This is a genomic window from Pseudanabaena sp. UWO310, assembly GCF_006861605.1.
In the GTDB taxonomy this organism is placed as follows: Bacteria; Cyanobacteriota; Cyanobacteriia; order Pseudanabaenales; family Pseudanabaenaceae; genus Pseudanabaena.
On the sequence record NZ_SELU01000004.1, the window covers coordinates 106,233 to 125,207 of the forward strand.

17 protein-coding genes are annotated in these 18,975 nt (G+C 42.5%); 8 read left to right on the plus strand and 9 right to left on the minus strand.

The window, feature by feature from the left end; all coding sequences use genetic code 11:
- Positions 1–1,068 precede the first annotated feature (1,068 nt).
- Complete coding sequence (locus PseudUWO310_RS02750) at positions 1,069–3,054, plus strand: FAD-dependent oxidoreductase (protein ID WP_142598807.1); 1,986 nt, start codon at positions 1,069–1,071, stop codon at positions 3,052–3,054.
- A gap of 167 nt (positions 3,055–3,221) precedes the next feature.
- Here the strand turns inward: PseudUWO310_RS02750 and PseudUWO310_RS02755 are convergent, their stop codons facing one another.
- On the minus strand, positions 3,222–3,536 hold the full coding sequence (locus PseudUWO310_RS02755) for a DUF3082 domain-containing protein (protein WP_009626727.1): 315 nt from the start codon (positions 3,534–3,536) through the stop codon (positions 3,222–3,224).
- A gap of 493 nt (positions 3,537–4,029) precedes the next feature.
- On the opposite strand from PseudUWO310_RS02755, the gene cbiD reads away from it, so the two are divergent.
- Positions 4,030–5,076 carry a cobalt-precorrin-5B (C(1))-methyltransferase CbiD gene (gene cbiD / locus PseudUWO310_RS02760; protein ID WP_142598809.1) on the plus strand — a complete coding sequence of 349 codons (1,047 nt, stop codon included), beginning with the start codon at positions 4,030–4,032 and terminating at the stop codon, positions 5,074–5,076.
- Between the two features lie 152 nt (positions 5,077–5,228).
- The gene (gene cobM / locus PseudUWO310_RS02765; protein ID WP_142598812.1) at positions 5,229–5,990 is read left to right on the plus strand and encodes a precorrin-4 C(11)-methyltransferase; all 762 of its coding nucleotides are present in this window, start codon (positions 5,229–5,231) and stop codon (positions 5,988–5,990) included.
- A gap of 24 nt (positions 5,991–6,014) precedes the next feature.
- On the opposite strand, the gene PseudUWO310_RS02770 is transcribed toward cobM, so the two are convergent.
- The 3 genes from PseudUWO310_RS02770 to trxA all read right to left on the minus strand — a co-directional run bounded on the left by PseudUWO310_RS02770 (position 6,015) and on the right by trxA (position 8,129).
- Entirely contained in the window at positions 6,015–6,860 is an 846-nt protein-coding gene (locus PseudUWO310_RS02770) for a hypothetical protein (protein ID WP_142598814.1), read from the minus strand.
- A 163-nt stretch (positions 6,861–7,023) separates the two neighbouring features.
- Complete coding sequence (gene pyrR, locus PseudUWO310_RS02775) at positions 7,024–7,572, minus strand: bifunctional pyr operon transcriptional regulator/uracil phosphoribosyltransferase PyrR (protein ID WP_009629240.1); 549 nt, start codon at positions 7,570–7,572, stop codon at positions 7,024–7,026.
- 221 nt (positions 7,573–7,793) lie between these two features.
- Positions 7,794–8,129, minus strand: coding sequence for a thioredoxin (gene trxA, locus PseudUWO310_RS02780; protein ID WP_142598816.1), 336 nt, complete (start codon positions 8,127–8,129; stop codon positions 7,794–7,796).
- A gap of 571 nt (positions 8,130–8,700) precedes the next feature.
- Between trxA and PseudUWO310_RS02785 the strand changes: the two genes are divergently transcribed.
- Positions 8,701–10,062, plus strand: a complete 1,362-nt coding sequence (locus tag PseudUWO310_RS02785) for an AmpG family muropeptide MFS transporter (protein WP_142598818.1) — start codon at positions 8,701–8,703, stop codon at positions 10,060–10,062.
- Between the two features lie 368 nt (positions 10,063–10,430).
- Here PseudUWO310_RS02785 and PseudUWO310_RS02790 read toward each other — a convergent pair whose 3' ends face one another.
- The 3 genes from PseudUWO310_RS02790 to PseudUWO310_RS02800 all read right to left on the minus strand — a co-directional run bounded on the left by PseudUWO310_RS02790 (position 10,431) and on the right by PseudUWO310_RS02800 (position 12,253).
- On the minus strand, positions 10,431–11,213 hold the full coding sequence (locus PseudUWO310_RS02790; protein WP_142598820.1) for a DUF3120 domain-containing protein: 783 nt from the start codon (positions 11,211–11,213) through the stop codon (positions 10,431–10,433).
- Between the two features lie 75 nt (positions 11,214–11,288).
- Positions 11,289–11,999, minus strand: coding sequence for a Uma2 family endonuclease (locus tag PseudUWO310_RS02795; protein ID WP_223805502.1), 711 nt, complete (start codon positions 11,997–11,999; stop codon positions 11,289–11,291).
- A gap of 41 nt (positions 12,000–12,040) precedes the next feature.
- Positions 12,041–12,253 carry a type II toxin-antitoxin system Phd/YefM family antitoxin gene (locus PseudUWO310_RS02800; RefSeq protein ID WP_142598823.1) on the minus strand — a complete coding sequence of 71 codons (213 nt, stop codon included), beginning with the start codon at positions 12,251–12,253 and terminating at the stop codon, positions 12,041–12,043.
- Between the two features lie 431 nt (positions 12,254–12,684).
- On the opposite strand from PseudUWO310_RS02800, the gene PseudUWO310_RS02805 reads away from it, so the two are divergent.
- The 4 genes from PseudUWO310_RS02805 to PseudUWO310_RS02820 all read left to right on the plus strand — a co-directional run bounded on the left by PseudUWO310_RS02805 (position 12,685) and on the right by PseudUWO310_RS02820 (position 15,501).
- Entirely contained in the window at positions 12,685–13,866 is a 1,182-nt protein-coding gene (locus PseudUWO310_RS02805) for a DUF262 domain-containing protein (RefSeq protein WP_142598825.1), read from the plus strand.
- Positions 13,863–14,594, plus strand: coding sequence for a hypothetical protein (locus PseudUWO310_RS02810; RefSeq protein WP_142598827.1), 732 nt, complete (start codon positions 13,863–13,865; stop codon positions 14,592–14,594). The genes PseudUWO310_RS02805 and PseudUWO310_RS02810 overlap by 4 nt, the downstream gene beginning before the upstream one ends.
- Positions 14,595–14,845: 251 nt before the next feature.
- Positions 14,846–15,121: a hypothetical protein gene (locus tag PseudUWO310_RS02815; protein WP_142598828.1), complete on the plus strand. Its 276-nt coding sequence runs from the start codon at positions 14,846–14,848 to the stop codon at positions 15,119–15,121.
- The gene (locus PseudUWO310_RS02820) at positions 15,118–15,501 is read left to right on the plus strand and encodes a clan AA aspartic protease (RefSeq protein WP_142598830.1); all 384 of its coding nucleotides are present in this window, start codon (positions 15,118–15,120) and stop codon (positions 15,499–15,501) included. The genes PseudUWO310_RS02815 and PseudUWO310_RS02820 overlap by 4 nt, the downstream gene beginning before the upstream one ends.
- 148 nt (positions 15,502–15,649) lie before the next feature.
- On the opposite strand, the gene PseudUWO310_RS02825 is transcribed toward PseudUWO310_RS02820, so the two are convergent.
- The gene (locus tag PseudUWO310_RS02825) at positions 15,650–16,966 is read right to left on the minus strand and encodes a dihydrolipoamide acetyltransferase family protein (protein WP_142598832.1); all 1,317 of its coding nucleotides are present in this window, start codon (positions 16,964–16,966) and stop codon (positions 15,650–15,652) included.
- Between the two features lie 158 nt (positions 16,967–17,124).
- Positions 17,125–18,786 (minus strand): hypothetical protein, encoded by a 1,662-nt coding sequence (locus PseudUWO310_RS23195; protein WP_223805503.1) that lies wholly within the window; start codon positions 18,784–18,786, stop codon positions 17,125–17,127.
- Positions 18,787–18,975: the final 189 nt, after the last annotated feature.

Consider the following 18,975-nt stretch of genomic DNA (forward strand, 5'->3'; position numbering starts at 1 on the left):
TAGTGCAATTTGTCTTCATCCGATTGTCTGCATCTGAATGTTTCAATATCAGTAGTTTCATAGAGCTAGAGCCAAAACCCATTTTCATAGAGCAGTGAAAGCATTATTCAGTACATATAGCTGTCGCCAATTGTATTAGGACATAAACCCCAAGAATTGACTGGTGACGCGAAGCGCCGCCAGTCAATTCTTGGGGTTTGATTTGTCCTGAGTCAAGTGACTGTAGCTATACCACTCAAGAGATGAGAAATATTGCTTCGTGTCATCACTTATCTCTTAGGTTTTGATTCATTTGGCAATAGATAGACTGAGGATTGGGAAAAACTAGCATTTTGATAATGAGAATGAAAAGCATTTTTCCTATTTACTAACTGGTAGTTCTAGATAGGTAAGAATGGGTATTTCAATGTGCCGTCTATCCTTATCCATCGAGAAAATTTCAGCATAAATATACTGTCTTAACATAATGCCTTATACCAAGTTAAGAAATAGCTACGCCATTTCTTAACTTAAAAAACCTTACTAAGTTTAGTTTTTAATTCACAAAAGTGTTGTCACACTTTCGTGAATTGGTATTAACATACTGTTTTAACATCGGTGTTAATTAGCTAGGCGCAATGAAATATAAAAAACAAAACCTATAGCACACACGCAGCGTGCGCTATAGGTTTTGTTTCTGGGTTTTAATTATGCCCAGATACTGATTGGGTTTTGTCTGTTTTTCTTGTCTGTAAAGTTATGGGGCACTAGAGAATAATAAGCTCAAAATATATTCTGTTTTTAAATGCTTTCAAATCTAAATTGGGGAGTATTTGTATAGGGTTAGTCTTGACAAAAATACTTTGCCACTAGCCCTTTCTATGAGTGCTTTAGACCTTGGTATATACTATGTTTTCTCTAAAGAAAAATATATGTAATTGCTGAAAGTTTTAAACTTTATTTGCTCGGGAATTTAATTGCATTTGACTATGTTACATATTAGACTCTTTAAGCTAATCTTAAGAGTATGTGGTGTGAGTGTAGGGACTTGTTGAAAAACAAGCGAATTTTTATGAGTAGCAGTGAGTCATGAGCGAGCAGAAAAAGAAACCAAAAGATTTTAGCGATCGCCTTGGGGAAATAGAAGATCCGAAAACTAAACGCTCCTTCCGTCCCAAATTGCGTTACGTATTGGGAATGCTCTTTATGGGCTTAGTACTGAGTGGGGCAACAGCAAGAACTTGGCAATTTTTTAGTAAACAAAAGTCCATTGAGCCTATTGCCCAAGATGCAAATGCGCCGATCAAACTATACGATCGCAATGGCTTTCCGCTACTCAATCCGCCGCCACCAGTAGATGCTGAAGTATGGGAATGCGATGTAGCTGTCGTGGGTGGCTCCTTGGGTGGCGTAGCCGCAGCCTATCACTCGATGAAAACGGGGGCAACCACTTGCTTAATCGAGCTAACGCCAATGCTGGGCGGTCAGGTAAGCTCACAGGGAGTGAGCGCGATCGATGAGTCCCTACTGATGCGCTATCGCCAGCAATTTCCGCTTAGCTGGACGCATTTTAAAAATATTATTGCCAGTCAGCCTGCATTACCAGAAGCCTATTCCTATCTAAAACCCGGGGCAGTGGTGGCTGATACCAATAGCTGTTGGGTGGGAAATCTCTGTTTTACCCCTTACTCTGGCGAGCTTGCGGCGGAAGAATTTTTGCGTGAGGCAAAGCGATCGGCTCCTAAGAGTCGATGGGAGACGCAGATTGCTTTTAAGGGAGCAAGTTTTAACGAAAAGGGCGATCGCATTACCTCGATCTATGGAGTGCGTCGCATTCCCCGCGATCCTAACTATTTACCGCAAGGGCGACTATCTCGCGAAATTAAAAGCTGGTTTAATTGGAACTCTGACGAAACCTTCGATAAAAAACCGATCCGTTTGCAGGCTCCCGCAGGCAAACAGATGATGGTAATCGACTCCACGGACACCGCTGAGTTGATTGCTTGGGCGAATATCCCGCACCGTCTGGGGGCGGAAGGCTTTAGCACCACAGGCGAAGTCCATGCTGTAGCAGACAATCCCGAATGCACACAAGCATTTACCTTTCCCTTTGTATTAAAAATTGCCGATGATGAGGGGCGATCGCTCAAGGAATTGCGGAAAGTCCAGCCAGGATATTCGCGGGAAGAACATCGCAAGGATTATGACTTAGGCAGGTTCCCCATGTTTGAGGGGAACAGCATGTTTAACTATCGGCGGATTGTGAGCATGAAGCGCGACGATCCCTTTAAGGCGATTCCTGCCAAGGGCGATATGACCGTAGTTAACTGGAATCGTGGTAATGACTGGGGGGTAATGAATCCACCGCTGATCTTGACGGATAAACAAATTCGCGATTCAGGGCAACAACAAAATTGGCTTGGGGGCTTAAATACCACGGCTCTTAAGGATGGCGAAAATCATGCCCTATTATTCGCCGAATGGTTGATGGATAAGTACGCATCCGCCGAATTTCCGCTCCGCCTCATGTCAGGACCCGATAGCCCCATGCCCACCGAGTCGGGGCTGAGTATGTATCCTTACATTCGCGAGGGTCGTCGTATTCTCGGACGTGCTGCTTACGGTCAGCCAGAGTTCTTTATGCGCGAACAAGACCTGCGTAATGATATGGAGGGGGGGCGCAACTTTAATCCGACCTCCATTGGGTTAACGCATTATGCGATCGATATGCATGGTTGCCGTTATCGCAATTGGGAGCCATCGAAAGCCCCCAGCTCTGCTCCTACCAATGAGGATAAAGTCCGCCCAATTATCTTGCCCTTTGAGAGTTTGATTCCTCAACGTATTGATAATTTATTGATGGGTGGTAAAGCGATCGCCGTTAGCCACATTGTTAATGGCGCAACCCGCATCCATGTTGGCGAATGGTCGGCAGGAGCGGCGGCAGGAGCGGCGGCGGCATGGATTGTCTTACAGGACGATGCATCGTTAACCCCACAGGTAATTCTCGATCGCGGCAAAATTAACGATCTGCAAGCTCTCTTAAAATCGCAAGGTATGTTGCTAGAGTGGTAGCTCCTATCACCTTAGTTTCGATATTCTCGATGTCACCCAAGCATAGGATGGCGGCGCTTCGCGCCGCAGTCCTTTGTTCTAAGAAGAGAATCGCCGCGCTAAGCGCGGCGATTCTCTTCTTAGAACAAAACACAAAATGGCGTAGCCATTTTGTGTTTTGGGATTATTTATGCTTGTGGTTTCCGAAAGATAGTAGTAAAAACTTGCTTAATGGTGAGTAATACCAATCCCAAGGCGATCGCGGCAAAAATCATTGTTGCGCCCGAACCGATCGCTAATAGCAGTGTTCGGACGAGAGTAGCCAACCTATTGGCGAGGGTATTTGTCGTCTGTAATGGAGCTGTCGCAAGCTTATGCGCCACCATATTCGTAAATGAGTAAAGCCCCGTGGCAATCGTCGCAGAGATTGCGGCTCCTGTGAGATTTTTAAAAGGGGATGGTGCTGCGTCTTGAGGAGATTGGAGTTTGGCTTCTTCAGGCATATCAGGATTGCAAAATCTGTGATTAGGTTAAGCCCATTAGCAGGACTTACTGCTAATGGGCTTTGGGAGGCATTGCGACTGGCGATCGCAAAAAAATCATTTAAACTGGCAAAAAACTTAATATCTTTGACCGCAAAATGATTTAAGATATCCGCACTCAACACAAAAATGCCAAGCCTGCTGGAAACAGTGGGCTTTTTTCTGCGTACTTTTATCATTGCATAAATATTTGTACGATGCGATCGCAAATTTACATCGATGAACTGCTCAAAGAAATAACAGTGAGCCAGAAGGTAAAATCCAAAGGGTTTGCGCCAGCCTTCCGCAAGCTCAAGCAAAATCCTCGCGCTTGGAGTTAATCGCCTACAATTACAGATGATGCTTTGAAAATCAACAAGTTTTCATTCTTAAATGCAAAATCCAATTCTTTAATTATGTCCAGCTACTTCGTAAGATTTTTCGGTTTTAATTATGGAGACCAAGATCTCTGTCTATGAAATCTGGTTACACCCTTCCTGTATTTGCGATCGCCGCTGCTAAGGCAGCAATATTACTCCTCCGTAAAGAAGAAGCAAGTTTAGTAGGACTTGACTTATTAGAATCTGGGCGCGGAGCAATCGCGATCGCCCAAAGTGCAGTTATTGATGAATGTACGGCGCTTGCCATTACCGTTAGCGATCCTGGCGATAATCTCGACTTAACTTCAGGGACACCTGTCTGGGCATGGGTGCAATTAACAGCTTCGACGGGAGCAGTGGCAGAACAGAGATTAATCCTTGAAGCGGGTGAAGGATTGGGGAAAACTGCGACTGGTCAGCCCGCCATCTATGCGCTAGCGCAAAATCTAGCAATAGCCAATCTATTACCATTACTGCCTGAGCATACTAAGGCAAGAGTGCGCTTTATTTTGCCTGAGGGAAAAGCCTTGGCTAAACGTACATCTAATGCTGCCTTCGGAATTCTTGAAGGTCTGTCGTTATTAGGAACTTCAGCGATCGCAAAGCCCCTTTCCGTTGCAGATAAATTGGAGGAGTTTCGCATCGATTTGCGAACGAAGGCAGCTACTTGCCCTGCGATCGCTTTTTATATCGGGGCAAATGGTTATCAAGTCGCCCAAAATTTGGGCTTTGCACCTTCGCAACTAGTCCAAACGGCAAATTGGATCGGGGCAATGTTGGTGGAAGCGGCACTTTTAGGAGTGACATCCATTACCATCGTTGGTTACCATGGCAAGCTTTTAAAACTAGCGGGCGGTATCTTTAATACTTCTAGTCACTTAGCTGATGCCCGCATTGATATTTTAGTGAGAGCCGCCGTCCATGAAAATTTACCTATAGCCTTAATTCAAGTAATAGAACGCGCACCTACTGCCGAAGCTGTTCATCAATTATTGGTAGAGCAGGGCTACGATCGCCAAATTTTTCAATATATTACTGACCAAATTACACAGCGGGCGATCGCCTATGTCCAGAAATATACCGATCTAAAAATTGCGATCGATACGATTCTGTGCGATCGCTTAGGCAAATTGGTTCTCTAATATTCCTAATATAGCTACAGTCAAACCGAATAGAGAGTGGCGGCGCTTCGCGCCGCCACTCTCTATTCGGTTTGATTTCCTGACTTAAGTGAATATAGCTATATAAAGCCTAATATAAAGATTGTGCCAAACCTTGTCTTTGTCCAAACTTAATGACCAAACCAGTTTACATTGTCGGTGCAGGGCCTGGTGACCCCGATCTGATTACCGTGAAGGGACGCAATCTGTTACTCAACGCTGATGTAGTCCTATATGCCAATTCTCTCATTCCCGATTCAATGCTGCAATTTTGTCGAGCAGATGCCGAAATTATTCCCACGGCTAGTAAATCTCTAGAAGAGATCTTAGCAATTATGCTCGACAGAGTGCGATCGCTTAAATTAGTCGTACGTTTACATGATGGCGATCCTAGCCTGTACGGAGCTATCCAAGAACAAATTGTCGCCTTAACCGAAGCAGAAATTCCCTTTGAAATTGTGCCAGGGGTTAGTGCTTTTCAATTAGCCGCAGCCCGTTTACAAGTAGAACTCACTATTCCTGAATTAGTCCAAACAATCATTCTCACCCGCATTAGCGGACGCACTCAAGTTCCAGATAAAGAAGAATTATCTAGCCTTGCCGCACATCAGGCTTCTCTATGCCTATATCTCAGCACGCACCATGTCGATAATGTGCAAAGGAAATTAATGGAACATTATCCCGCCGATACCACCGTGGCAATTTGCTATCGCCTCGGTTGGGAAGATGAGAAGATTTTGACCGTACCCCTCACAGAGATGGCAATGACGACCCATAGGGAAAATCTGACTAGAACGACTCTCTTCGTAATTAGCCCTGCATTAAATCGGATTGAACAAAGAGTGAAAGAGCGATCGCAATTATATAGTCCGCACTACAATCGACTGTTTCGATAAATGGCGATCGCGAGGAACATGGTATTACAACCTAGGTGGAGTCGGATCGACCAACGGTTTTGGGGTATTCATGTTGTGCAGGGTTATGGGATCTGACGAATTAAATCCCACTAGTCGGTATTTTTTGGTATAAGTAGGGGCGAGTTCTGGAGCTTCTACCCATTCATTAGTAGCCACAAATTCCTGTGAGGATCTACCACTCAAGCCAGTGCCTACGGGAGAACCACTAGCTTCCGATCTGCTTGCAACCTGATCTTTAGATGCAGCCTCTGGAGCCGCAGCAGCAGGGGGTCTAGCTTTAGATATATTATTCTCTTGAGCAATCTCATTGCGGCGACGAATTGGCTTAAAGGTTACTTCGATTAAACCGAGATCGGGGTTATTGATGCCACCACTGCGATCCAATCCTGGATTGCCCTCTTCCAGAACGATGAATTGTTTGGCGATCGCTTGAGGTCTTTCTAACGTCACAGAGCGATCGCAGATCAAACCATCAATAATTGAAACACCATCAATTTTGACACTCACCGCACTGGTATAGCTCGGAGACTGAATTTCAATTTTATAGGTCTCTCGAATTGCCACATTAATATAGCCCCTCCCATCGGCGCGGCGGATATTTCCATTTTGATTAATCGCAATCCCTAAGCCTGAGGTTTGAGGTGGATTGTATTTTGCAGGCAAGGAGGATACATTGGGATTTGACGAGGGATTTAACGAGCCATCAATAGGATTATTTTTAGTTTTCTCATCGCCCCCATGATTGGAGGCAGATGTCTGGTTGCTCCAGTAAGGATAACCAAATACTGCAATACCAGCAGTAAGTGCAACTACCATTGCCGCAATGCGTAGATTTGACAGGGTAATCATGATCGTCTTGGGATTTCAGTTACTGCAAATCTAACCTAATTACCGTAACAATCCTTTGTGGTTACATTTTTAGTAACAGGGTTAGGACATAAAACCCCAAAGATGGGTGGCGGCGCAAAGCGCCGCCACCCATCTTTGGGGTTTTAGCCATTAATTATTGGGCTTAACTAATAGGCTTAAAAAGCTCGACCCCGTCACGACCATCCCCTGCCGCACTCAAAAAAACTTTAACCTGCTCGTCTTTGGAAGTCGGCAGAGTCCTCCCCACATAATCGGGATGAATTGGTAACTCACGATGTCCGCGATCAATCAGAGCCGTTAATCGAACCACCTTAGGGCGACCGTAATCATGGATTGCACTGAGGGCGGCTCCAATTGTCCGACCGCTGTAAATTACATCATCCACCAAAACTACAGTCTTACCATTCAAGTCAAAAGGAATTTCGGTCTTACTTGGCGTTCTTAAACCAATGCGATCAAGATCGTCCCGATAAAATGTAATGTCTAGCGCCCCCGAAGGAACGAGAACGCCTTCTAATGTGTGAATCTGTTTGGCGATCGCCACACTGAGCGGCACGCCCCGCGTGTAAACTCCAAGCAAAACGACATTAGACAAATCTCCACTAGCCTCGACAATTTGCGAAGCCAAGCGGTTGATCGTACGACGCAATTCGTCAGCAGATAAAATTTCGACAATCTTAGATTGCAACACTATCCAGACTAGCCTATAAGTATTTTATCTCGATAAAAAGTCCTATAGATCATATAGATGAAAATATAACCTTCTATCTTCAGTTAAAACCCAGAAAATATCTCAAAATCCAAAAACAAAAAATCCAAATGTAGAGGAAATTAGAGACTTCCCCTGTACTTTGGAATTTTATTTGGAATTTTATAACATCTAGCAATGCTTATATCGGTTCCGAAGAAACCCTAGGCATCAGAACTTAAGCACTTTTCAATACTTGCAGACAATGTGGTAAGGGGGACAGCACCGACAACTACATCTACACGCTGACCATCTTTGAATAGCATGAGGGTGGGAATACTGCGAATACCATATTGTCCAGCAACATTAGGGTTCTCATCGGTATTAAGTTTGAGAACTTTAAGTCTACCTTCATATTTTACCGCGACTTCCTCGACAACGGGCGCAACCATTCGGCATGGACCACACCAAGGAGCCCAAAAATCTACTAGAACAGGGATTTCACTCTTAATTACTTCCTGCTCAAAGTTAGCATCCGTGACGGCGATCGCTGATGACATGCTTTGCTAACTCCCTAAATACTAAAAACTTTTACTTTTAAAAATTGTGTGTAGGTAGTATAACAGCTAGTATCCCCCTTTTGATAAAAATCAAATTTTATAGCTAGAACATAAACCCCCAAAGATGAATGGCGACGCTTTGCGCCGCCATTCATCTTTGGGGGTTTATATTCTAAGCAAACCTTACGTTGCTATAAGTAATTGTGCAAATAATTGTGCAAAATAAATTACCCAAACCTGTAAGGTTGCGCCCCGCAGGGGCGCAACCTTATAGGTTTGCATGTGTAATTAATTACGTCTAGGTACTTATAGCTACAGTCACTTGACTTAGAACAAATCAAACCCCAAGAATTGACTGGCGGCGCTTCGCGCCGCCAGTCAATTCTTGGGGTTTATGTCCTAGTACAATTGGCGACAGCTATATAAACGAAAAAGAATTACCCAAAAACACTTATAGTCAAAAAATAAGAAACCGCCTTTGCTGCTCATAAGCTCAGGCGGAATGTGGTGTGAGGAGTGAACGGAAACTTGCGTCTCCGCTTACATATATATTGTAGTCTAATTCGCTAATATGAATACGATCGCCCAACTTTTTCGGGTTTTTCAGAGTCGCAAAATGGCGGCGCTTTTATCTTTGGGATTTGCGTCGGGTTTACCCTACGCCCTAACCGATGACGCTTTCCGTGCATGGTTGACCAGTGTTAAGTTTGACCTTAGTACGATTGGTTGGCTAGGTCTAGTTTCACTGCCCTATTCCCTCAAGTTTTTATGGTCGCCATTTATTGACCGCTTCGTTCCACCATTTTTAGGCAGGCGGCGAGGGTGGATTCTGCTAACGCAGGGTTGCTTAGTATTGGCAATTTTAGTGATTGCTTTACAAATGTTTGCAATTGGCAATATTTCGCCTACGGAAAGAGTAGGGGCGCTACCCATATTAGCGATCGCCGCCTTAATTCTGGCTTTTCTCAGTGCCACTCAAGACATTGCGATCGATGCCTATCGGACAGATGTGTTAGAGGCTCAGGAAGTTGGAGCAGGGGTTGGCATTTGGGTGATGGGCTATCGTATCGCCCTTCTATTTGCAGGATTTGTCGGATTTAACTTAGCCAGTAAATTAGGCTGGGCTTGGGTATATGTCCTATTAGCAGTTGTGATGAGTCTAGGCTTGATTGCGACGATCGCCGCCCCCGAACCTCCCGAAGCCGAGGCACGACCAGCCACCTTAGATGAAGCCGTAGTTAAACCTTTTCAAGAATTTTTTCATCGGTTAGGAATAACCAAAGTGCTTCTGATCCTTGTATTTACAATTTTTTATCGATTTAGTGATGCCATGGTCGGTAAGATGGCAGTTCCTTTTTTAAAAACTTTATTTGATGATGGCACGATCGGTACAGTACGTCAGGGTATTGGCTTAGTAGCCACAATTGTGGGAACCTTGGCAGGGGGAGCGATTTTAAGCAAAATCGGCATTAATCGATCGCTATGGGTATTTGGATTGCTCCAAGCAATTAGCAATATTGGCTACTATGCCATTTCCGTAGTGGGGAAAAATGACTATGTTTTGCTCGCTGCGATTAATGTAGAGAATTTTTGTGGGGGATTAGGAACCGCAGGATTTTTAGGCTTTTTAATGGTGCTGTGCAATCCCAGCTTTTCTGCTACTCAATTTGCTCTTCTATCAAGTCTGTTTGCGGTTGGTCGAGATCTGCTAGCATCACCATTTTCTGGCGAATCCGCTCAATTCATTCAACGCAATATGCCCTCATGGACTGCTATTAATCATATTTCTTGGTTAGCAGGCAGTGATGGCAAGGGCTGGGCATTGTTTTTCCTGTTAACCCTCGTCTTAGCCATTCCTGGAATGATGTTTTTACCATTTTTTGCTCCTTGGAATGGGGAATTTAAAAAAGTAGATTCCTTACCCACTGATTAGTATAGCGATCGCCATTGTAGTTAAGAGATAAAACCCAAAATAGAGTTGCGCCGCAACTCTATTTTGGGTTTTATCTCTTTGCCTCACACGATCACCAAATATTTCACCCGATCGCGTGAGGTAAAGAGAGAACTAATTCCAGTAATCTACTAATCAATGAAGCCTTAAACTGACTGCACCCAGCGCTCCAACGCTGGGTTTTTATTTTGGGAATTTTAGTTAAGAGTCATTGGTGAGTACTCCTGAAAAATCCACAAATTCAATAACAATCCCATTATGAGAACCATTAGGAAGAAACCTAATACCAATTCCCAATATGGCAATGCCATTTTGGGAATCTCCAAATCTTACGGGATTAGTTGTAACCCTTAGCCTAGGGTGGCAACACAGAAAAAGAGAAGGTCTACAAATATCGTACCCAATACTGCGCCACTAAATGACCAGTAGCCTAAATTGGGCGATCGCATAGCTTTGTTGCCCACAATCAAAAGCAAGGCCGCCAAAACACAAGCCCATGTCATGCCCCAAGGTGTTTCCACTAATGTTAAGGCACTTTTTAAGATCGGTTGAGCGAGGTTGATATTTGCCTCAACTTGCATCAAGCCTTTCCAATAAGGAAAAAGTTGGGCGATATAGAAATAGAAGTCGGTAATTGCCGTTCCCAATAATGAGCCGATATAAAACCAACCCCCAATGCGGTGAGAATCGCTACGGATTGCCCATATTGCCCAAGGTAGGGCTAGAGATTCCACTGGTACGTGGAAAGCGGGTTCCCAGCGCAGCCAGCCCCAATATAGAGAACCACATAGCCAAGTGAGGCTAAAGCCCCAGATGAGACTACCCCATAGCTTAGTATTGGTCTCTTCCTCTAAATGTTTGGCGATCGCCAACCAGCCAACCGTACAGATCAAGCTCAACCAAGGCGCATAGCGTACTAGGGGAGCTTCAAAAAATACGGGGACGGAAACTAAAAATAGGGACGCAAACCAAAATTGCCAATGTTGCACCAAGGATGCAATGGCAAGTAAATACTGTGATATCTGGGGAAACGCAGACGAAACATTTTCAGTTAGGGATATAGCCTGAACTGTTGATGTAGAACGTTCTAAGGGGCGTTCCTGTAGTTCAACCTTGTCAGGATTTAAAAACAAAGTATCTTAAAAAGTTATGTTAATTATTATTACTTAATATATTAACAGGCTTTTTTAAGCGATCCCCCATAGTCTCTAGCTTTTTTTAAGGTTGTCGCTTACCCATTGCCGAAATTCTTTGAGGGTTTGGCGATCGCCTAATTCAAGTCGCTTCTGCACAAACTCCACTAAAATCACCGCAGGCAAATTAGGAAAAGATAGACTATGTTCTATTTTAAGGTATGCCCCATTTTCCAAGCCTAGAAACTCTAAGCTATAGCCGTCGTAGATCCAAATTTCAGGGACTTGGAGTTGAGCATAGATCGGTAAACGGCGATCGCTAGGATTGGTGATATCAACTTCTAAAACGAGATCGGGTGGCGGATCTTGACCCATCGTAATTACTTCTTGATTACGAATTTTTGGCTCGTTCTGAATGTAATAACAAGAGTCAGGTTCAGCACCAATCTTGAGTTCAGGAATCCGCATCAATAATGAGCCACATTTACATAAATCTATCTCTAGCTCATCGGACAGTACTCGAATTAAATCATCAATAAACCGATTGCTGCGCTCATGTAGCGCCATTGGCGACATAATTTCTAAATTTCCATTGATGTAATGAAATAACGTGCTGCGGCGATCGCCTACTTCTTCCAGCAATCGCTCAAAGGTTCGCCAACTGATGTTTTCGAGCCAGATCCTTTGTTCGGCAACTGGTCGCACTTGATCGCCGCGATCGGGCAAAGCCATAAACTCTTCATCAGTCCAATTTTTGGCTTTAGCTTTTTCTGTAGCGATCGTCATGGCTTTAATTTCTTTTATCTAGTGTGAATCTGTGCCAAGTCTTATAATCCTTTTGCTGCTCCAACAATAGTTTTTAGTTCTTCAATTGTATTGAGTAATTGTTGATAGGACGCTGCATCTTGGACGACTAATTCTGCTTTGCCATTGATGGTTAATACTATGGGATGTCCAGTATTTCTCATCTGGGTGATGAGTTCATTGGTATTACGCTTGAAGGTTGATAGTGGTTGAATGTCTTGGCTAAGATTAATCATAGGGCTATCGCACTAAATTTGCATTCAATTTAATGCTAGCACGAAACAGAAGATGTGAAATAGCTTAAACAGTTTGATCAATTGCACATAGGTTTTCTGATTCCATTAGGAATAATGCTTGACCCGTATGCGATCGCCAACTCTATCTAAACAATTTCTGAGGTGGTGGCTCAGTTTGCATAAATGAAGTAATAAAGTAATTAATCTAAATAATACTCGATATCGTCTAGCTAAGACACCATTTAGTTGATTAGGCAGAATTTTTCTGTATAACATCCCGCATAGAGTGATTAGGCAGAATTTTGATATTTAGTCCATATGCCCTATAGTCATACTAGGTAGAATTTTCTTGTCTGATACTACAGTTATACCTATTTCAAGACCTGCAACATACCAGCAGTAAGTGTCGATAATTAAGGAAAGTATTTCCCATGGAGAACAGAGTTTATTATGGAGAATATTCTCTATGGCATTGGACTGAACTGGTGCTAAAACAGAACATAGTCCTTCCGAAATATCAGCGTTACTTCGTATGGGACGAGAAACAAGTAAGAACTCTGATAGAAACTTTCAAGGAAAAACAATTTGTTCCACCCGTTACGATTGGTGCGTTTAAAATTTCAGATACGAATAAAAATTTAATACTTGATGGGCAGCAAAGAATAACAAGCATAGTATTGGCATATCTTGGCTTATATCCAGATGAGCAAACCTATAAAGCTACAATAGAAAAATTTGCCAGTGATAATGACGATTCAGATGAAGATGAAGAATCACAGCTTGATAATATCCTCGAATGGAACATAGAAAAATTAACAGAAAAGGGTCGAAGCAAAGAGACAATACTTGAAAACGTTACACAGGGCAACTATAAATTGATCAACTTAGGTATTGATGATAACTTCCTTAAAAAAACTTTTTTGGGTTTCTCATACTTGGTTCCACAGGTGTCAGATGAAAAGGAACAACAAAAATATTATTCATCTGTATTCAGAAATATTAATATCCAAGGTAAACCTTTACTTCCACAGGAAAGCAGGGCTTCTTTATATTTTTTGGATCAAGATCTGGTTGATTTTTTCTCTCCTGACTTTAGTAAGGAGATCAAAATAAAAGTAAGTAATAGTGAGACTCAAGCTGATTTTGTCAGGTACTTATCTCTTTTGTCTCAGTATCACAAAAATCAAAGCGAAGCTACAGTTGCAAGAGGCTATAAATCAAAGATGGAAAAATTTTATGAAGAATATATCTATGCCTCAGTCAATGATGTGCAGTCAGAAATTTATGGTAGATTCTCAGGTGTTTTTCCAGATAAAGAGTACAAGGAAAGATTTTCAAATATAAGAAGTGCTTTAAATGAACTGGCAATACCCAGAGAGTATATTTCTATTATTGATTTAGATACATATCTTTTTGGCTTAGCTTATCAAATTCTCTTCAAAGGGAAAGCAATTGATCCTGTAATGAAAGAGGAGTTAAAACAGAAATTAAGCGAAGAAATAGAAAAGTTTAAGCAAGAAGAGTCACATAGAAAAAGCCCTAATGACTTAAGACATTTGAGGAATCGTATCCACCAATCAATATCTATTTATGAGGAATACAGCACCCAATGAGCCATAATAGTTTTATCTTATCTCCAGTTTTTCGGACTTTAGAAGATGTTATCTCTGCAAGTATAGGAATAGGTAGCGGAATAGAAACCTATCCCTTATGTGATTATGTAATGCAGTCCGTTTTCCTTAAAATGACTGGATCACAAGAGCAAAAAATGAAGTGTGTTTGTTGGGAATTAGCAACTAATAATTACGAGTATAGATATACTAAATTTACTCAAAATACACTGGGAGAATGTTCAAATTACAACGACAAAAAATCTATATATCAAGACTTGATAAAACAAATAGAAAGGCATACTTCCTCCTCTTATAGGATGAATGAGGCTACCAGAAATGATATCTTATCAAGAACTACATCATCAATAAACCAAGTATTCTTAGAGTCGAACTTATTAATATGGGCTCAAAAAAGTTTCTATGAATACTCCGACATATGGGCTGGTATTACACATAAATACTTTGCGACCGATAATAACACCTTATTTTCAGAGATTGCCGGCTCTTATTCACTTAAGAAAATGTATGAAGACCACTTGTATAAGCATAGAAACAGAGTTGCTCATAATACACAGTCATACCAACAAAATCTACCGACATTAAAGACACTTGAAAATGAATCTTACAGGTATAACAATTACTTTATTTATTTTGCGATATTGATGTTAATAGACAATATTTTTGTGCACATATATGGGAGATATTTGCAAGCTCTTGAAGAGGTTTGATAGTGCGATCACAGATATTGTAGTGCGATCGCCAATCTTGTAGCGTGCGTTCATAAAATGAACCTCATATGCCGATCACCAACAAAGCACCTAAAGCGATCTTTGGGGCGTGGAAAGCTTAGTGCGATCGCTGCTCTTTTAGAGTTTGTTAATGCCACATAACACCTAATTTTTATATTAGCAATCTATTTGTAGCCTTTCCCATTCGCTTATAATGCCAAATAAAGCTGCGATCAAGGAAAATTCAAATTATGGCAGTCCGTCAACCGCGCTATAGCAAAGAAGAATTTGCCCAACGAGGCGATCTGATATATCAAACGCATATCCGTCCACAGGTCGAAGCAGATAATCATGGCAAAATAGTTGCGATTGATATTGAAACAGGGGCATATGAAATTGCAAATGATACGATGACCGCTACTCGTCGTCTTAGAGAACGCTTACCCGATTCCCAAACTTGGGTTGTCAGAATTGGCTATCGTGCTGTCCATCGTTTCGGTGCGCGGAGCTTAAAAGAAAAGACATGATGCAAGGATACGTTAATAAGAATTGTGAAGCCACGATTCTTGTAGTCGTCCGAAACAATGACAAACTAAAATCTATCAACACTGTCATCGATACAGGATTTACAGGTTTCCTAAGCCTCCCAAACGAGATCATTACTGAGCTGGATCTGCCATGGAGTTATCGCGATCGCGGAACATTAGGAGATGGTAGTGAGGTTTTGTTTGATATTTATGATGCAGTAGCCATTTGGGATGGCAAGTCTCAGGAGATTGAAGTCAATTCAGCAGAAACAGATCCACTGATTGGGATGAGTATGCTTCGCGGATACAGACTGCAAGTAGATACAATTGAGGGTGGATTGGTGATCATTACAGATTTATCGGAATTTGCTAGCAGGTAGGGTGCTGTTTGGCAAAGCCATAACGCGCCAATAAAGACTGAGATGCGTTACGCTAGCGCTAACACATCCTACGGATAAGCTTACTGATCAATGAGGAGGTCGTAGCATCAATTACTACGTCCTCCTTTTTAATAAACAGTCAGGAATATTACAAGGTCAAAGATTGAGGATTGGTTTCAATCAACTTAGCTAGATCTTGCAAGAACTGTGCCGCATGAGCGCCATAGATCACACGGTGATCGGCAGTGAGATTGACTTGCATTTGACTAGCAACCTTGATTGCACCATCCTTAGTTGCCACAACTTGAGGACGCGAACCACCGATCGCTAAAATCGCACCAGTTCCCGGAGGCAAAATCGCATCGAAGCGATCCACGCCAAACATACCCAAGTTGGAAATGGTGAATGTACCAGAGTTATATTCATCGGGTTGCAATTGTTTCGCACGGGCGCGATCGACGAGTCCTTTCCAATCACGAGAGAGGCTGTAGAGATCGGTTTGATCAGCATTTTTCAAAACAGGCGTAATCAAACCACCGTCATCCATGGCAACAGCAACAGCAACATTAATATTGCTCTTGTACTCAATCCCGCGATCGCTATAACTTGCATTGATTAAAGGATGCTTTTGGAGGGTAACGGCAACAGCCTTAGCCAATAGCGCCGTCATGGTAACGCCTTTAGTCTTAACTTGCTTATAGAGCGCATCTAGGGCATCTGTCGTAATCGTATAACCAACACGGAATACAGGAACTGAGAGGCTCTGATTCATGTTATTGACCACAGCCTTTTGGAAAGTAGTCAGGGCTTGAGCCTTGCCCAGCTCAGGAGCAGCAACTTTAGCCACAGGCGCAGGTTTAGCCACAGGCGCAGGTGCAGTTACGGGAATACTTGCAGCAGCTACGGGCTGAGCCGAAGGTTGCAAGAACGCTTCAACATCGGCGGCAGTAACTCGACCATTCGGTCCCGTTCCAGCAATCTTGGCTAAATCAATACCATTGTCCTTCGCAATTCGTTTGGCTCGAGGGGATACAATTTGTCGTCCAGATGGCGCAGGAGCAGATTTGCGTGGCGCAGAAACTACCACATCGGGGATAGAGGCAACAGAAGCCGCCGTGGGGGATGAAACCAGCTTAGCTGGAGGCTCCTCGTTTTTCTGTGGTGCAGTCGAGCCATTGGCGGATGCTTGACCTGCCGCTTTTTGTTTTGCTTCAGCGATTTCTTCTTTGGTCTCCGCAACATAGGCGATCGCCGAACCAACAGGAGCAGATTCGCCCGCAGGAGTAATAATTACGCCAAGATAGCCTTCATAAAAGCTTTCGACATCCATATCAGCTTTGTCAGACTCTACAATCACGACAGTTTCGCCCTTTTCCACCTTATCTCCCGGAGACTTCACCCAAGAGGTGATTTTGCCTTCAGTCATGGTGGAGCTAAGCGCAGGCATGAAAATTTCGTAAATCATAGGGAATTTATAAATATCTAAATATTAAATATAAAGCTGTATTTGGAAATAACAAAGTTAATGCTTACTTATGAAAGTTATCCCGAAAGAATGGCTTAGAGAGCAATTTCCACAAGCCATCCTAAATCTTAACGTGTTTTGGTTGAGTATAGTAGCAATTATTCATTCATTTCACGATAAATGGTGGCTGTCGCAGGGGATGCTTGGGTGAGATATTGGAAAATCCAGAATTTAAATAACCCATCGAGAAATACGGGAACCGTCGAGATAAATGTTTGCGCCAAAATTTTATTTTCGGGCAGTCCGAAATGCTCGAATAAAACTGTTAATAGCGCATCCCAGCCTTCACTAGAGTGAAACCCTACAAAGGTATCCGTTGAAATAATGATCAAAAAAGCTTTGGCATTGTCATTGAGGCTATACAGAATTTCATCGAGAAATTCTTTAATGGTTGCCAGTTCTTTGCGTCCTGAAAGTAGAAAAAGATAGAACACAAAGGCAGCCGTAATATCAGATAACAAGTTCTTAATCCCATCAAGACTTGCATCATTATATTTCTTGAGGATTTTAATAGATTCCTGCTGAATTAACGCCTCGACCTCTTCAGATGCGTTTTTCTCAGTTTTTTGATTGCCCTTGTCTTCGGTTTTCTTCAATTCTTCTGATTTAGCAGTCTCAGTTTTACCAGCCTCAGTTTTACCAGCCTCAGGCTTACTAGTCTCAGTTTTCTTCAATTCTTCTGATTTACCAGTCTCAGCTTTACCAGTCTCAGCTTTACCAGTCTCAGCTTTACCAGTCTCAGGTTTAGCTGTGCCAGATTTCTCTTCTAACTGTCTGAGCATGATGGATTTGATAGTGTAATCAAATTCAATTCTTTCCTTTGTCATCCGCAGCTCATTAAAAGCTTTCTCCTCGACCGCAGGGCTAAACTTGACAGTCATCTTGCTGGTGTCGATGAGACTATTAATCATCGGACTAAATATCAACATTTTTGATAAAAACTGTACGGCAAGCACTGAGATCACCAGCACGACGATATAGCGCAAAGCCTGATTAATCCTTTGCCGCGATTGGCGTAATTCCTCAACAATGTCTTTTTCATAATCTACGTAGGAACCGCTAAGATTGCGCTTGACCCGATCGAACGCTTTAAAAAACGATCCCGGTAAAATACTTTTCTCTACCTGTGAAACTTGCTGAGATGCCTTACGGTAGTTTTTGGGCTTGTCGTTTTTAAAGAGCTGAAACTTTTCATCCCTATCTGGTTCGCCTTCTACTAAGTCGCGATCGCGCAAATAGCTAGAGCTTCTCGCAGATTTATCGGCATTATCCACCGCAATATCAATTGTCTGATTACTGGCGCTGTTGTACCTTTCAAGGGTGTAGTCAATAAAGGCGAGTTTTTGATAAATAGAAAATCTACGGCTATTGCCACCTAATTGATTGGCTGATAGTTGTCCATTGCCAACAGGATCGTTACTTTGATCGTTGGGAGCATATTTAGAGATCGCGGTATTGGCAAGATTGCTGGAACTTTGCGCCTGTAAATAGGGAAGCGACGCACTCACCTTGTAAAAATTTAGCTTCCCTGTAATGGTTCTGAGATACTTCTGAAGTTGAATCTCAAACACACTAAAGACACTGCTGCCAAAACTACCGTCATTGACGATTTTATTACCATTGAAGTTTTCTTCTTCAATACGTTTAATATTAACAGCCGCTTCAAAAGCCTCGTCAATTGCTCGCTCAGGTGTATTTTTAACCCAAGAAAAAATATTTTGCAAAGGTGAGGAGTTATTGTCTGGAGAATTTGATTTCATGGTGGGGCAATCGCGCAGTGGCACACAGTAAAGTGTTTGAAGAAAAGCAAGACTAAATCGGAATCGAGATCGATGATTAGCCCATGCATAGTTTAAGAGGCAATAATCATAGAGGAATGTTTTTGGGGAGCGATTTTAAATCGCGATCGCTTCTCTGATACCAATTTCCAAAAGTGTGGCTACACTTTT